12 protein-coding genes are annotated in these 15,812 nt (G+C 39.7%); 2 read left to right on the top strand and 10 right to left on the bottom strand.

The genetic code is table 11. The features are described 5' to 3' along the window. Positions 1 to 162 precede the first annotated feature (162 nt). Both M3M39_RS04780 and M3M39_RS04775 read right to left on the bottom strand, forming a co-directional pair. On the bottom strand, positions 163 to 5,013 hold the full coding sequence (locus M3M39_RS04780; protein ID WP_252796734.1) for a glycoside hydrolase family 70 protein: 4,851 nt from the start codon (positions 5,011 to 5,013) through the stop codon (positions 163 to 165). A gap of 91 nt (positions 5,014 to 5,104) precedes the next feature. Continuing rightward, a complete protein-coding gene (locus M3M39_RS04775; RefSeq protein ID WP_252796733.1) occupies positions 5,105 to 5,965 on the bottom strand; it encodes a helix-turn-helix domain-containing protein in 861 nt (286 codons plus the stop codon). A 333-nt stretch (positions 5,966 to 6,298) separates the two neighbouring features. On the opposite strand from M3M39_RS04775, the gene M3M39_RS04770 reads away from it, so the two are divergent. Further along, positions 6,299 to 6,664 carry a hypothetical protein gene (locus M3M39_RS04770; RefSeq protein WP_252796732.1) on the top strand — a complete coding sequence of 122 codons (366 nt, stop codon included), beginning with the start codon at positions 6,299 to 6,301 and terminating at the stop codon, positions 6,662 to 6,664. Positions 6,665 to 6,700: 36 nt separating this feature from the next. Further along, positions 6,701 to 6,928, top strand: coding sequence for a hypothetical protein (locus M3M39_RS04765; RefSeq protein ID WP_252796731.1), 228 nt, complete (start codon positions 6,701 to 6,703; stop codon positions 6,926 to 6,928). A 77-nt stretch (positions 6,929 to 7,005) separates the two neighbouring features. On the opposite strand, the gene argH is transcribed toward M3M39_RS04765, so the two are convergent. The 8 genes from argH to M3M39_RS04725 all read right to left on the bottom strand — a co-directional run bounded on the left by argH (position 7,006) and on the right by M3M39_RS04725 (position 15,792). Continuing rightward, positions 7,006 to 8,391 (bottom strand): argininosuccinate lyase, encoded by a 1,386-nt coding sequence (gene argH / locus M3M39_RS04760; protein ID WP_252797980.1) that lies wholly within the window; start codon positions 8,389 to 8,391, stop codon positions 7,006 to 7,008. Next, positions 8,381 to 9,592: an argininosuccinate synthase gene (locus tag M3M39_RS04755; RefSeq protein WP_252796730.1), complete on the bottom strand. Its 1,212-nt coding sequence runs from the start codon at positions 9,590 to 9,592 to the stop codon at positions 8,381 to 8,383. The genes argH and M3M39_RS04755 overlap by 11 nt, the downstream gene beginning before the upstream one ends. Before the next feature lie 22 nt (positions 9,593 to 9,614). Then, positions 9,615 to 10,358 carry an amino acid ABC transporter ATP-binding protein gene (locus tag M3M39_RS04750; RefSeq protein ID WP_274705422.1) on the bottom strand — a complete coding sequence of 248 codons (744 nt, stop codon included), beginning with the start codon at positions 10,356 to 10,358 and terminating at the stop codon, positions 9,615 to 9,617. Beyond that, a complete protein-coding gene (locus tag M3M39_RS04745) occupies positions 10,351 to 11,805 on the bottom strand; it encodes an ABC transporter substrate-binding protein/permease (RefSeq protein ID WP_252796729.1) in 1,455 nt (484 codons plus the stop codon). Before M3M39_RS04745 ends, M3M39_RS04750 begins: the two co-directional genes overlap by 8 nt. A gap of 23 nt (positions 11,806 to 11,828) precedes the next feature. Beyond that, positions 11,829 to 13,289, bottom strand: coding sequence for an ABC transporter substrate-binding protein/permease (locus tag M3M39_RS04740; protein ID WP_252796728.1), 1,461 nt, complete (start codon positions 13,287 to 13,289; stop codon positions 11,829 to 11,831). Positions 13,290 to 13,761: 472 nt separating this feature from the next. Continuing rightward, the gene (gene msrA, locus M3M39_RS04735) at positions 13,762 to 14,283 is read right to left on the bottom strand and encodes a peptide-methionine (S)-S-oxide reductase MsrA (RefSeq protein WP_252796727.1); all 522 of its coding nucleotides are present in this window, start codon (positions 14,281 to 14,283) and stop codon (positions 13,762 to 13,764) included. After that, complete coding sequence (msrB, locus tag M3M39_RS04730; RefSeq protein WP_252796726.1) at positions 14,280 to 14,729, bottom strand: peptide-methionine (R)-S-oxide reductase MsrB; 450 nt, start codon at positions 14,727 to 14,729, stop codon at positions 14,280 to 14,282. Before msrB ends, msrA begins: the two co-directional genes overlap by 4 nt. A gap of 121 nt (positions 14,730 to 14,850) precedes the next feature. Further along, positions 14,851 to 15,792 carry a manganese-dependent inorganic pyrophosphatase gene (locus M3M39_RS04725; RefSeq protein WP_252796725.1) on the bottom strand — a complete coding sequence of 314 codons (942 nt, stop codon included), beginning with the start codon at positions 15,790 to 15,792 and terminating at the stop codon, positions 14,851 to 14,853. Between the last annotated feature and the right edge of the window lie 20 nt (positions 15,793 to 15,812).

The raw sequence follows: 15,812 nt of genomic DNA, 5'->3' as shown, positions 1-15,812 counted from the left end.
GTTTTCAATATAGCAAACTAAGTGGATAATGCTAGCTAATCTGAAGCTCTGGTTAATTGACAAGCTCGCAACGCAAGGTTGCAGTCGCTTTAAATCAATGGTTTAACTCAATAAAAAAAGGAAGTAGTTATAAAAACTACTTCCTTAAATACGTGTTAATTATTAATTAGTAACTGCTGTTTTTGCTTCATCAGTATCAGTAACCGTAGCTTCAGGTTTGTCATCTACAGTTTCTTGTAACAATGCTCCTGTTTGTGAATCAAAATTAACTTTTTTTCCCCCAATCACTTGGGTTCCATATACCTTTTCACCAGCAGCATTAAGATAATAAGTTTTACCATCTTTGGTAAGATATTGATTTTCTACCGGAGTACCATTATTTACATCAAAGTAATAAGTTTTACCGTTTTCCGGATTAGTAGCAAAGTCACCTTTAACTTGAATTGAAGTATTTGGATCGAAATAATGTGGATGTCCATTAATTACTTGATATCCAGAAACAACATGCCCGTCTCTTGCATCGGTATAGAAAAATTGATTATTTCCAAGGTCAATAAATTCGCCCTTGCTTTGAATTCCATTGTCGTGGAAATATTTTTTCACTCCATCTAGCTCAATCATTCCGGTCGTAGCATTTCCGTTCTTATCAATGTAATACCAGTTACCATCATGATCACCAGCATAACGATTAGCAATTAAGTTCCCACTTCCATCATCAAAATAATGAACGTGACCATCAGGAGTTTTAACAAAGCGGTCTTTAGCTTCCACCCCATTCTGGTCAAAATATTGGGTATAACGTCCTTCAACGGAATATAGTTGATTAGTCAACATCTTCCCATCATCACCAAAGTAGTAAGCATTACCACCCTTATCTAGAACGTATTGGTTACGCGCTTGTTTTCCTGAACCGGTGTAATAATACGTATTGCCATCTTGCCCCTGGAAGAATGAACTTCTTAGTTCAGTTCCATTTGGTAAAAAGTAATACTTGGAACCATTAATCGTTTGTTCTCCCGTTGCTAAGTGACCATTGTCATCAAAGTAGTAGTAATTATCTAAATCATCTTTAATGATAGAATGCTTGGCTTGATAACCGCTCGTATCAAAGTAAATAATTCCTTGTTGATCACGAGTAAATCCGGCGGAAGAAGGTAGGTTAACCAATTGTTTTGGCAGATAATCATTACCGTTCCCATTATCAACCACCTTGAAGTATTGACCAGTAGAAGGATCCTTTAAGACGAAATCTTTACCCTTACCTTCAATGTTACTTCCATTAAAGTATTTAGCAGACCATTCCTTAATTTTAGTGCTTGGATCAATCGGTTGACCAGTTGAAATCTGTTTATCCTTAAATAATTCTGGATAATCTTTTTGCAATTGATCTAAGAATTCCCCACCAAATTTTTCTTGGTAAGCTCCACCACCACGGGTATTAGAAACATATAGATCTCCCTGCATATCAGAATCTGTATTCTGTTTTCCTAAGGAGTCTGTCCGATTGACCGTCGTTAGTTCCTGCTTTTTCATGTTGTAAAGTTGGTCAGGAACAAAGTCAGCCATAACTTGAATTCCTTGGGCGTGAAGGGCCTTAATTGCATCACGCAGCTGTCCATCAGTTCCATATTTAGTTGGCGTATTGAATCCAAGATCGTATCGGTCTGAAAATGCGTATCCATTTTTAACGATTGAGTCTAGGAAAGTGTCGTCTTCACTAGACCGATACTGTGGTGCAAGCTGCATACTAGTAATTCCCCAATCACGGAACATTTGAGCATTTTTAGCAATCCGAACGTTAGCAAACTCATCAATAGTTTTCGGCATTGCTTGGAAATTTGAAAATCCTTCAAAAATAACTTGTGAATCTAAAGCCGAATTAGACCGGAAAGTATTCCCATCATTATTCTGTTGTTCACTGGCGTTAGTTCTTGCATCTTGATTTACAGCTGCCCCAACTGGAACCCATGCAGAAAGATATCCAGAAACTTGGGGATTGAGATAACCCTTAATTTCATTACCAGTGAAAATTAAATCTCCATTTTCATTTGTCCAACGAACGGGAGCCTGTTCATCAGTAGCGTAATTTTGTAAGCCATCGGTCATCGTTAAAATTACCGCTCTAAAGGCTTGGTTTCGATGGGAAGCTCCCATGTGCAATACAACTTGATCAGATTCATTTAACTTCAAATCGTGATTATTGCTGACAATTACTCCAATTCCTTCGGTTCTAGTTTCATCAGTCCCTTGGTCATCGACATTCATAGCCCCTTTTCCAAAGCGAACGCTGGTTAAGACATCATTTTTATCGACATCCATCGTTTGCCCACCAGCTACATATTTCATTCTAGTCTTAAGGAAATTATCAATTGCTTCAAAGTAAGGTGATTTGGTTTCCATGAATGCCCCATCATCTGTATACAAATCTCCATAGTAAATCCTAGGGATCGTGTCTTTGTTGGTAAGCATCATTGCATATGCACTCGGCATATTGTAATGGGTATACTTTTTCTTAGCCTGCTTCATATCCGCATTGTAAACTTTGAAAGCAGCATCAAGCTGTGCTTGGGTTGGTGCCAAACTATTTTTTACTCCAGGATATAAATCTTCGATAATTTGTGCAATGACAGTTTGCACCTCACTATCGTGTGCTCTTACGAAAGAATAATTAGGTAGAGCTTGATTATCTTGATTATCTCGGCTTCGATCTACCATTTTATATTCTAAGAATCGTTTCATCGCCCCCCGCAGTTTATCTGGTTTAGTTAGTGACCAAATTAACTGCGTGTGACTATAATCATCCATACTAAGCTGACCTTGCCCATGATCACGCATGTAAAGCGGATCATTATGACTCCAGTCCTCTAAAATGGACAAATGACTCATCGCATTTTTATCAGATTTTTTTACCCCGTATAAGGAATCAAAGTACTTGGCAGAAATATTGAGTAAATCAGCATCAACGTTATCAACGGCATCAATTCTAATTCCATCAAAATTGGCATCTGGATCATTATTAGTAATGGAACCAAAGTGCATTAAGAAATGTAACCAGTTTAATTGTTCCGCTTGAACCACAGGATTGGAATTATCAACATCATCAGCTAATAGTAACTCAAATCCACCCTTACTTTTGTCAACGTCATACTTTTCTTTTCCAGTTTGGTTCGTTGGCGTCCGATTCATCAAACGGAAGTTTGAATTAGCGTCGGGCGTCAATTTACTGTTAACGAAACTTAACGCCCCTCGTTGCAAGTGATCATGATTAGGAGTTTCACTAATAATATTCCACTGTGGTTGTTCTTTGATGAAATCTTTCATCAATTCACGTAACCATTCTGTATCATTTCGTTGACTAATTTTAGTTTCAATCGCTTTTTGCACAGCGGTAACTGATTCATTTAATAAATGTTGGTCATCATCAAGTTTAAACCCCTGATGGTTATCAATTAAGCCGGCTTTAACCATATAATTTAAATAGTTAACTTCCGTCTTTTTGTCTGGCCACCAAGTCATTAGAATCGGACGATATTCATTTGCTGTCGACGCCCGCCAGTCTTTTCCCTCAGCCAAAATTTCTTTTGGTCGATACCATGACTCAGCAGTTAAATATCCATCAATGTTTTTAAAATTATCCTTTGAGGTTCCATTGACAGCATTATGAGGTGTGTATGCAGTGGTCTGATCATTAATTCCTTCTTTGATTTTGGAATTTTTCGTTTCCGTTGCAATTCCAGTCTTAGCATCAAAATAAAGTAACTCCCCGTTAAAGACTCCTGAGAATCCCCGCCGCATAATTCCGCTACCGTCAAAATAGTAAGTTTTTTTATCAACCGTTTGTAATCCTGTTACAATTTCACCGTTTTGATCGACATAATAAATATTTCCGGATACTTTATTTTTGTCATTTTCTTTTTTCCGTTGTTGATAATAAGGATTACTATTTGAACTAGCGCTATTCCCAGTTTCGTCATCATCGTCTGGTTGCAATTTTAAAGCATCTAAATTATTCAATTCTTTTTGCTTATCAGATTCATAAAATGAGTTTTGCACTCGACTACCATCTTTATTAAATGCAATTTTTTGGGAATTAATTGTTTGAATTCCAGTGGCAAGATTCCCACTCCCGGGCTTAAAGTAATAATTTTTACCATCAATCGTAGCGTAGTCACCTTTTACTTGTTTTCCGTCAGAATCAAAGTATTGAGTGAATCCACTAATTGTGGTTAAACCTTTAGCATAGCTACCATCATCATATTGATAGTAAAAAGCACCATTTTTATCAAGATACTGGCCTGGTTTTTCTGATAATTTATTGTGTTTGTTAAAATCGGTTTCTTCATTTTGTTCTTCATCATCAGTTTTTGCTGATTCTGGTTGCTGGTTAGAATCTGTGTTTTTTGTTTCTTGCGAGTCATGACGAAGTTCGTTATTTGAATCTGGTTGTTCACCATTTTCCGAGTTTTGTTTTTCGGAATCTACTTGATCAGAACTAGCCTTTGAATTTAATTGATTAGATTGTGACTCGAAATTCGTTTCTTTAGAACTAGCAGTTTGCGTTTGTTCTGATGTCGATTGAACCGACTTTTGCTGATCTGAAACATTATTAGCAGCATCTTTTTCTAAATTAACTGATTGCTGTGGATCTTCTGCAATAACGTTACTTTTTTCTGACTGGCTTTCCTGCTTTTCCGTTTGAGCTGCTTCCGTTTTCGTATTTCCGGTGGCAGCATCAGTTTTGGTTGCTAATTGCGTAACTGTTGGTTTTTCCTCAGCAGCTTTTACATCAGGTTGCTTTTGATCCGGTGCCAGTTGACTATCATCAGCTTTATTCGCTTCATTAGAATCAACCTGTTTAGTTATCCTAGTAGCTGGTTCATTCTGATTATCAGCAGCAGAGACCTGGTCCCCACTAACTACAGTAACTCCAGCTAACGTAATGGTGAAAATTGCCCCAATTACCCAGGACTTACCCGCTTTGTACATCTTTTTTCGACAAGTTTTATTAAACATCTATAATCCCCTTCCGGTTTGTTTGAGTTGATTAAAGTTATTCTAAAACTTTATCGAAAAATATTTTAAGATTGTAGCAAAATTATTACAATTACCTAGCTAAAATAGTATTAATTTCCTTTCGTAACGATATAACTAATTTTTGGGCACCCAAATCATTTAAAATAGCTAACTTATGATTTACTTTAATCTTATAATCAGGTAAATGTTCTAAGACAATCCGGCGAATATCAGCCACTAAAACCAAATCATATCTACCAGTCTGTGAAGCAATTTTCCGTGATTCTGCTAATTCTAAAAATGGTGCTTTGATTTTTTGGTTTAAAATTAATAAGTAACAATAATTAGCACTAAATGCTGCTTTTAATCCTGCTAATGTTGGATATTTTTTATCAATAATTCGAAAAGCATGGTGCATAATCTCACGGGCAGTTTCTAATTCAAAGAAAAAAAGACTTGTATCTAAAATTCGTAAGTCCAACATGCACCATTCATCAATTTTCGATAAATCTTTCCATACTGGTTTTAGTAAGCAACGTAAGGATTTTAATTTTTGCACATCAAAATTATCATCATCAATTTTCATCATTGCTTCTACAGCTAACATGATATTTCTCGCAGTGCTGTTCTCATCTTCTTGATAAATTTTCCGTGCTAATTCCTTGATTCTTTTTAAAGTTTGATGATCCCCAGAACTACTTAGTTGATATAAAAATAACTGACTTAACTCAGAAAAACTATTGGGATTATAGGCAGCTCGTTGTTTATCAAAATCACTTAGAGAAATGCCTAATTTTTCCAATATTTCGGCTCCTGTTTCAAAAGAAGGACTTTGATGTTTATTTTCAATTCGTACTACCGTATCACGTGAAATTAGGTTATGTGCCAACTGACTTTGGGTAACTTGACGGCTTGTACGTAAGTATTTCAATAATTTCCCAAATTCTGTCAAAATAGTTCCTCCTTAATATTAAAATCATAACAATTGTATGATAACAATTTAGTGAGTATTGTAACATACATGCTAACTAGTTAATCTGAAAAATGAAGTAAATTTACTACATTTGATTAAAGATTACTAAATTTAAGTTATACTGTATTTAGACAATTAAGGAGGTGTTAACTATGCCATCAATCTTTAACATTTTTACGTGGTTCTTTAAATTTTAATTTTATCAATTAATTAAGTGACAATAAGGTGGATGTGATTAATTTAATGCATCTACCTTTTTTGTATTAATTCATTAATTAGATTATCAAAAATAAATTTAAATGAGGTGCACTGATGTATTTAAAACGGTTTGTTGAACTCTTTATTGTCTATGTGATTTCTTTTGTGCTTGGGAGTTTAATCTATGGTTGGAACTTTTTTAGTAGTTACTGGTTTTTAATTTTAGTTGGCGGGATCATTGGTTACATTATTTTAGTAATTCCATTAACCATTATGACCATTCGCAAAATGACCAAACGAGAAACTGCTAGTGGTGAAAACCAACCGGGTCAATCTCGTTTTAGTAACGTCTTGAGTGAATTACCTGGATACTTCTATTTGGCCTCTAGTGATGATGCTGGTAAGATTAGTAATTCAATTGTGACCTACACTCAGTCGGAAAAACACGAAAACGTGTTCTATGTCGTTACGAATCCCTAAACAAGCCGAGCACAAAATACCGCTGTTCACCCACAGGTGGCCATTGCTAGTTTATATGATCCGAAACTAGGAATTCGGTTTTCTTCTAATCATGCCACCGCTAAGGTTATTACAGGAAAACAAGCTGTGACAGAGTTGGTTAATCAAACTACTGCCTTACAAGGATTTGACGATAATATTATTAACCAGGCCGTGCTTGAAATTACTTTAACTTCAGCTGTGATTGAATCATTCCGGGATGCTCCTGAAGTCATTAATTTTTAAATAATTACAGCACTAACTAAAAGGGGTTGGAAATTCACTTTTCCAACCCCTTTTTTGGTTCTGTAAAATCAAATTTTTTATTCTTGAGCTAATGTTTGTTGAGCCTGTTCAATTTGCTGTTGAATCGACTTAAATCCAGTTCCCCCTAGTGAATTGCGCCGTTCCACTGCTACCTCTGGCTGTAGCTCATGATACACATCATTTTCAATCAATGGCGAGGCTGCTTGTAATTCAGCTAATGACATCTCCTGGAGATTCCGGTGTTCCTGAATGCCTTTAAACACTAATTGCCCCACGATGCCATGGGCTTCTCTGAATGGGACTCCCTTGCTAGCTAAATAATCAGCTAACTCGGTAGCATTGGAATAGTCGTTTTCAGTGCTAGCGTACATTTGCTCTTTGTTAATTTTCATCGTTTGCAACATTCCGGTAAAGATTTTCAGAGTGGGTAAAATCGTTTTAACCGTATCAAAAACACCCTCTTTATCCTCTTGCAAATCCTTATTATAGGCAAGGGGCAATCCCTTCATCGTTGTTAACAATCCAATTAAATGCCCATAAACTCGTCCCGTTTTGCCACGAATTAGTTCCACCATGTCCGGATTCTTCTTTTGTGGCATAATCGAACTACCAGTGGTATAGGCATCGCTGAGCTCGACGAAGTTGAATTCCTGACTTACCCATAAACTTAATTCTTCACAAAAACGGGAGAGATGCATCATTAAAATCGAGCAATTACTTAAAAATTCCAGAGCAAAATCCCGATCAGAAACGGCATCTAACGAGTTAGGATAGACCGCATCAAATTCCAATTCTTGAGCGGTATATTCCCGGTCAATCGGAAAAGTCGTTCCAGCTAAGGCCGCAGCACCGAGTGGTAATAAATCAGTGTGCTTTTGGTTAAATTCAAACCGCTCGTAGTCTCGTTGTAACATGTTAAAGTACGCCAGAAACGACTGAGCTAACGAAATTGGTTGTGCATGCTGTAAATGGGTATAGCCCGGCATAACCGTTTTGACATTTTTTTCAGCCAGTTTTAGTAACGTAGCTTGCAGTTCCTTAATGGCGGCTAAAATCTGAGGTAAACGCCGTTTCACATACAAATGAAAGTCAGTGGCCACCTGGTCATTCCGCGAACGGGCCGTATGCAGTTTCCCAGCAACCGGTCCAATTCGCTCTGTCAGCAAAGCTTCCAGGTTCATATGGATATCTTCGTTTGCGGTCGAAAATTGTAACTTTCCTTCCTTTAATTCATCCTGTAAAGATTTTAATCCAGTGGTAATTTGCTCAACCTCGTCCTGCTTCAAAATACCGGTATGACCCAGCATTTTAACGTGCGCTAAGGATCCCATTAGATCTTCTTCGGCCATCAATTGATCAAATCCAATTGACGCCCCAAAATCATCGACTAGTTGATTCGTTTCTGCTTGAAACCGGCCGCCCCATAGCTTTTTACTCATGATGACCTTCCTCTTTTTGCTTAACTTGTGCAGCTACTTGGGTCGGTAAGCCCCACAGTTTAATGAAGCCCTTGGCTGCTTCCTGATCAAAGGAATCAGCAGCCGTGTAAGTAGCAAGATCCTTGTCATACAAGCTCCAATTTGATTTCCGTCCTAGAATGGTAACGTTGCCTTTGCAAAGGCTCAGACGGACGTCACCAGTTACAACTTGTTGACTAGTGGTGATGAAGGCTTGCAGGGCTTTCATTAACGGTGAGAACCACAATCCATTGTAAATTAACTCACTTAGTTCTTTTTCAACGGTAAGTTTGTAGTGGGCTAAATCCCGTTCTAACGTCAGATTTTCAAGGGCCTGGTGCGCTTTAATCAACACTGTAGCAGCCGGGGCTTCGTAAATTTCTCTGGATTTAATTCCCACTAACCGATTTTCAATGTGGTCAATCCGGCCGACCCCATTTTCTCCGGCAATTTGATTCAAAGTTTCAATCATTGGAGCAAAGTCCATTGCTTGTCCATCTAAAGCTACTGGTTTTCCGTGCTTAAAACTAATCACGAGTTCCGTTGCTTGATCGGGAGCATCCGCAATCGAATTGGTCATCGCAAAGGCATCCGCTGGTGCACTTACCCACGGATCTTCTAAAATACCGGCTTCATTAGCCCGGCCCCAGATGTTAGCGTCGATAGAATATGGCGAATCCAAATCAATGGGAATGGCAATGTCATGTTCCTTAGCATAATCAATCTCTTCCTCTCGAGACCAATGCCAATCCCGCACTGGACTGAGGACTTCCACGTTTGGAGCAAGGGAATGAATAGCTACTTCAAATCGTACTTGGTCGTTTCCTTTCCCGGTACATCCGTGGGCAATTGCCGTTGCGCCCACTTGTTTAGCAACCTCCACTAACTTTTGGACAATCAAGGGACGTGATAAAGCAGATACGAGCGGGTAGACCCCTTCGTATAAAACATTTCCTTGGAGTGCTAACGTCAAATAATTATCAGCAAACTCATCCTTCGCATCAATTACGTACGCTGCCACTGCTCCAGTTTTTAAGGCCTTTGCTTCCAACATCGCCGCATCTTTTTCTTCACCAACGTTCACGCAGCAAGCCACCACGTCGTAACCCCGATCGATTAACCACGCAATTGCGACCGAGGTATCTAATCCACCTGAATATGCTAATACTACTTTTTGGTTTGTCATTCTGAATTCCTCCTATATTGGTTTAATCAACGATGATTTTATTAATAAAATCCTTAGTCCGTTCTTCCATTGGATGTTCAAAAACGGCTTCAGGTGTATCTTTTTCTAACAGATAACCGCCGTCCATGAACCAGACTTGATCAGCCACCTGTTTGGCAAAGCCCATTTCGTGGGTAACCACGATCATGGTCATCTTTTCTTCTGCTAGTTCCTGCATTACTTGCAACACTTCGCCCACCATTTCTGGATCAAGAGCACTAGTTGGTTCATCAAATAACATTACCTCCGGATTCATCGACAGGGCCCGGGCGATTGCCACCCGTTGCTGCTGTCCTCCAGATAAGCTGGCCGGATAAGCATCCGCTTTTTGCGCTAATCCAACCCGATCTAGATACTTCATCCCAATTTTTTGTGCTTCCGTTTGGCTTAACTTTTTCACCCGCATTGGGGCCAACGTGAGATTTTCCATGACCGTTAAGTTCGGGAATAAATTAAAATTCTGAAACACCATCCCGATTGATTCGCCTAGCGTGGAAAGCTGCTGAGCTGTTTCCTTAGTCAGATCCTTGCCGTTAAACCAGACCGCTCCAGCCGTCGGTGTTTCCAACTGGTTAATGCACCGGAGTAAAGTACTTTTCCCAGATCCCGAGGGCCCGATGATGCAAACTACTTCCCCCTGATTTACCACTCCGTTAATGTCTTTTAAAACCTGGTTCTTTTCGAATTGCTTTTGAATGTGATCAATTTTAATCAATGGATTAGTCATGTTTCATCTTCCCTTCCCAGTAGTTTAATAATCTTGTCAACGTAAACGTAATGATGAAGTAAATCGCCATTACCACTACAATCGGAGCCACTCCTCTGTAGGTATCAGCCCGAACCACGTTCAACTCGTACACCAGATCGGTTACCCCAATGATGGAGACAATTGAACTTTCCTTAATCACCGAAATAAACTCGTTTCCAAGCGCTGGCCAAATGTTCTTAAAGGCTTGGGGCAAAATAATGTAATGTAAAGCATCCGTTTTGGATAAGCCCAGACTTTGTGCGGCTTCCTTTTGGCCCTTGGCCACCGAATTAATTCCCCCTCTAATAATTTCACTGACATACGCGGCACTGTTTAACGTAACGGCGATGATTCCAGCCGGGAGCGCAGGAATGTTAATTAAAATCCCCAGTCCAAAGTAGACTAACAGGACTTGCACCATCATCGGCGTCCCCCGCACTACTTCGACGTAGCTAATAGCGGGCCAACTGAGAACCTTCCACTTGCTTAACCGCATCAACGCTAACAAAACTCCCAGGATAATTCCTCCGGCCACGGCACAAACAGAAATTAGCAGCGTATATTTTAATCCATCGAAGAAATACTTCCAGTAGTGCCACATTGAGGTATTCACCGTATTTACTTTCATATATTTTGCTGCTGTTTTTAAATACTGCGGCATTAAATGTTGTTTCGCAATTTTATCCAGTGATTGGTTTACCGCCGTTTGCAATGAAGTTGCTCCCTTAGGCATGGCAGCGGCAAATCCGGTTTCTTTTTTATCTAATTTATAGTCTGCTGGAATCATCTTTAGATCTGGATCATTTTCCACGTAGGCTTGCGCTACGGGCTTTTCCACTCCTACGGCGTTAACCTTATGCGTTTTAATGGCTAGGACCAAATCTGTGGTTTTATCCATGCTAACTAGCTTACTATCAGTTAAATATTTTTTCGCTAGCGTCTGCTGCATGGAACCGGTCTGAGTTCCCACTTTCTGTCCCTTCAAACTCTTTTGGTTCTTAAATTTATTAACGTCCGTTTTGTTAATCAGGAAGCTTTGGCCCCCGTAGTAATAGATGTTAGAAAAATCCGCATTTTGTTCCCGAGCCGGAGTAGGATTAATCCCACCTAAAGCTAAATCAACTTTTCCAGTTTGCACGGCCACTAATACCGAAGAGAAATCCATGTTTTTTAGTTGTAATTTGACGTTCAAATCCTTAGCGATTTGCTTTGCGACTTCAATGTCCATTCCCACGTCTTTGGATTTTCCGTGTTCATTAACTTGAAAGGCAAACGGGGGATAATCGGGAGCCACTGCGACCTTTAAAACCCCCCGTTCTTTCACTTTTTGCAACGAGTCATCAGCATGAACCGTTGCCTTAGCAAGGGTACTTCCTAACACCACCGTGACAACAACTAATAACCACTTAAGCCATTTTTTCTGCATCGTCCTTTCCTCCTCATCCGTTTTTAATCGTGTTTCATTCTTCTTTCCATGTAATTTAAGAGCCGAGTTAGCGTAAATGTAATAATAAAGTAGATGGCCATTACCACTACAATTGGTGCCACGCCCCGGTAAGTATCAGCTCGAACCACATTCAACTCGTATACTAAATCGGTTACTCCAATAATAGAAACAATTGAACTTTCCTTAATCACCGAGATAAATTCGTTCCCAAGCGCCGGCCAAATGTTCTTAAAGGCCTGCGGTAAAACAATAAACCGGAGTGCATCAGTTTTCGACAAACCTAAACTTTGTGCAGCTTCCTTTTGGCCCTTAGCTACCGAATTAATTCCGCCCCGAATGATTTCACTTACATAAGCAGCACTGTTCAAAGTCACGGCAATCATCCCAGCCGGCAAAGCCGGAATGTTAACTAAGACGCCCAGTCCAAAGTAGACTAACAGGACCTGTACCATCATGGGCGTTCCCCGGACTACTTCAACATAACTAACGGCAGGCCAACTCAACCATTTAAAATTACTTAAACGCATGAGAGCTAAGATAATTCCTAAGATGATTCCACCGGCCACGGCACAAACTGAAATTAACAAGGTATATTTCAATCCATTAAAGAAGTACTTCCAGTAATGAGCCATTGATGTGTTGGCGGTATTAACCTTCATGTACTTTCCAGCGGTTTTTAAATACTTAGGCATTAAGTGTTGGGATTTTGCCTTATCAATCGACTGGTTCACGGCCGTTTGTAAGGTTGTGGCCCCCTTAGGAAAGGCAACCGCTGAACCCGTATCCTTTTTATTTAAATGATAATCAGCTTTAACCATCTTTAAATCTGAATCGTTTTTGACGTAAGCCTGTGCTACTGGAGTTTCCACTCCGACAGCGTCGACTTTATGGGTTTTGAGTGCCAAAATTAAATCGGTATTTTTATCCATCGTAACCACTTTGGTGCCCTTTAGATTTTTCTTGGCTAGGCTTTGTTGCATGGATCCAGTTTGGGTTCCGACTTTTAATCCTTTCAAAGCAGATTGTTTGTTCAGCTTCTCTGCATCCGCCTTATTGATTAAAAATGATTCTCCGCCGTAATAATAGATTTGTGAAAAATCTGCATTTAGGTTCCGTTCGGGGGAGGGATTAATTCCCCCAATTGCCATGTCAGCCTTGCCGGTTTGAATGGCAACTAACAAAGAATTAAAATCCATGTTCTTAATTTGGAGCTTGACCCCCAAATCTTTGGCAATTTGTTTGGCTAACTCAATGTCCATCCCGACGTCCTTTGAACGTCCATGTTGATTCACTTGAAACTCAAAAGGGGGATAATCAGGGGAAGTGGCCACCGTTAGAACCCCTTTATCCTTTACCTTCTGTAACGACTCATCTGCATGGACAATCTGACCGGTCACGCTGATCCCGATTAATAACATGCAAGTCATGATCAACCATTGCAGCCATTTTTTCTGCTTCTGCATTTCCTTCTCCTCCGCTTTCTAATTTATTACACCAACAAAAAAGGCGTCCTTTAGTCAAAATTTCTTTTGACTAAAGGACGCCTTATACGCGGTACCACCTTTATTATGCTGATTTAAAATCAACACCTCTCACAATCCAGCTTCGAATCGTTGGCTCTATAATGGGAGCACCCAGTATGGTTTGCAATCGCATACAACAATTAGGTGACGTTCGTCTAATCTTCCACATGATGTTTCGCACCAACCAACATCTCACTGCGGGTTTCCAATTAGATTACTACTTCCTAACTAATGCTTTGTCTTTGTAATTTTTATTTATCATAGCATGATTTGAATAAATTACAACCCTTTTTAGTAATTTAATTCGGAAAATTTCACTAAAAGTCATTTTAACGAAGTAAACGTCCGTGTTTATCCCAATCGAGCATAATAAAAAATCCTTCCGCCGTTCTAAACGACGAAAGGATTAAGTTTATTTCCAGTGGTCTTTGATGAATTGTTCCCGGCCACCCATTTCTTCAATTTGAGCCCGCAAAGGATTTTTCTTGTAGAAATCTTGATGATAATCTTCAGCTGGGTAAAATGGTTGGGCTGGTTCAATCTTAGTCACAATTGGTTCGTCAAATTTGCCGGATTCTTCCAAAGCTTTTTTAGAAGTTTCAGCAACCTCACGTTGTTCCGGACTGTTTACAAAGATCACCGGCCGGTAACTATCCCCCCGGTCTTGGAATTGACCCATAGCATCAGTTGGGTCCGTCTGGCGCCAATAAATTTCCACCAAATCCTTGTAAGAAATAACACTTGGATCAAAGGTAATCTTAACTGCTTCGGTATGACCAGTAGTGTGGCTGCAGACTTGTTCGTAAGTTGGATTCGGCACGTGTCCACCAGTGTATCCAGATACAACTGAGATAATTCCCGGTGTTTCTTCAAATGGACGGACCATGCACCAGAAACATCCTCCAGCAAAAATTGCGGTTTCTTCTTTTTTCATTCGTTAGGACCTCCATTGGCATCTACCTGCGCTTTGTATTGACCATAGCCAGCAGCATCCATTTCATCATAAGGAATGAACTTTAAAGCAGCAGAGTTAATGCAGTACCGGAGTCCACCCTTATCGGCAGGACCATCAGGAAAGACGTGTCCCAAGTGGGACCCAGCTTTAGAACTCTCAACTTCTTCTCTAATCATTCCAAAGGACGTGTCAGTCTTGCTCTTGAGGTTGTCTTTTTGAATTGGCTTAGTGAAAGCAGGCCAACCACAACCAGAGTCGTACTTATCAGCCGAGCTGAACAGTGGTTCTCCACTAACCACGTCGACGTAAATCCCTTTCTTAAAGAATTGGTCGTACTTCCCCGTAAAAGCAGGTTCAGTAGCTGCTTCTTGGGTAACCGCGTATTCCTCTGGGGTTAACTTTTGTTTTAATTCATCTTTGTTCATCACAAATCCCTCCTTGACTATTACTGTCCTTTATTCTAATGATATGAAGATCAATTGCAAATATATTGCTCACAATTAAAAATAGCTAGACCTCAATCAAGATCTAGCTATTTTTACTTAATTATTTGTTTCCTTCTAATTGATCCGTTAATGGTGGAACCACTTGTTTCTTTCTAGAAACCACTCCCGGTAAATTCATAACGTCGTTTTCATCGAATTGGTTGTTAAAGGACTTAGCAACCACGTCCTTCGGTTCTCCCACCACAATCAATTCGGAGTTACTAGTTAAGACGTTCGTAACTAATACCAAGAAAAGATCATAGTTTTCATTTTGAGCTTCTGCTTCCATGGCTGTCTTAATTTCAGCAAGTCGTTTGTTCACGTCTTCTAAATCAACCACGTTAATTTGATCAATCCGAACGCTCTTTCCGCCTAATGTAAATGATTTGGCGTCGCTATCAATTAATTCTTGGGCAGATTTAGCATCAACGTTAGTACCTGCCTTTAGCATCTGTACCCCATATTCTTCGTAGTTATCAACGCCAGCAATTTCGGCTAGGGCTTGTAAAGCATCTCGATCAACATCCGTCGTCGTTGGTGACTTCAACAACAAGGTGTCAGAAATGATGGCAGACATCATTAATCCGGCAATTTCCTTTGGAATCGTCACGCCTTCTTCTGAAAACATTTGCGTGATGATAGTAGAACAGCAACCGTAAGGAGCAGCTCTGTAATAAAGCGGTTTGGACGTATCAAAGCCATTAATCCGGTGGTGATCAACCACGTGGGTCACCGTTAAGTCCGCGATATCGGCAATACTTTGTTGTGGTTCGTTGTGATCTACTAACATCACTAAATCGGTCTCTGGTTTAGCGTGTTCCACTACTCGAGGTGCCTTTACCCCAAAGTGATCCAAAACAAATCGGGTTTCAGGGTTAACTGGACCTAAGGCAACTGCTTCAGTATCATAACCATCTTGTTTTTCTAAATACGCTAACGCAATTGCTGCAGCAATTGCATCTGTATCTGGATTTTGGTGGCCAAAAACTAATTCTTTTGTCATGAAAAAATCTCCTTTATTCA

Source organism: Fructilactobacillus hinvesii (assembly GCF_024029435.1).
Lineage (GTDB): Bacteria > Bacillota > Bacilli > Lactobacillales > Lactobacillaceae > Fructilactobacillus > Fructilactobacillus hinvesii.
The sequence above is the reverse complement of the archived record's forward strand: the minus strand, read 5'-3'. Positions and strand labels throughout refer to the sequence as shown.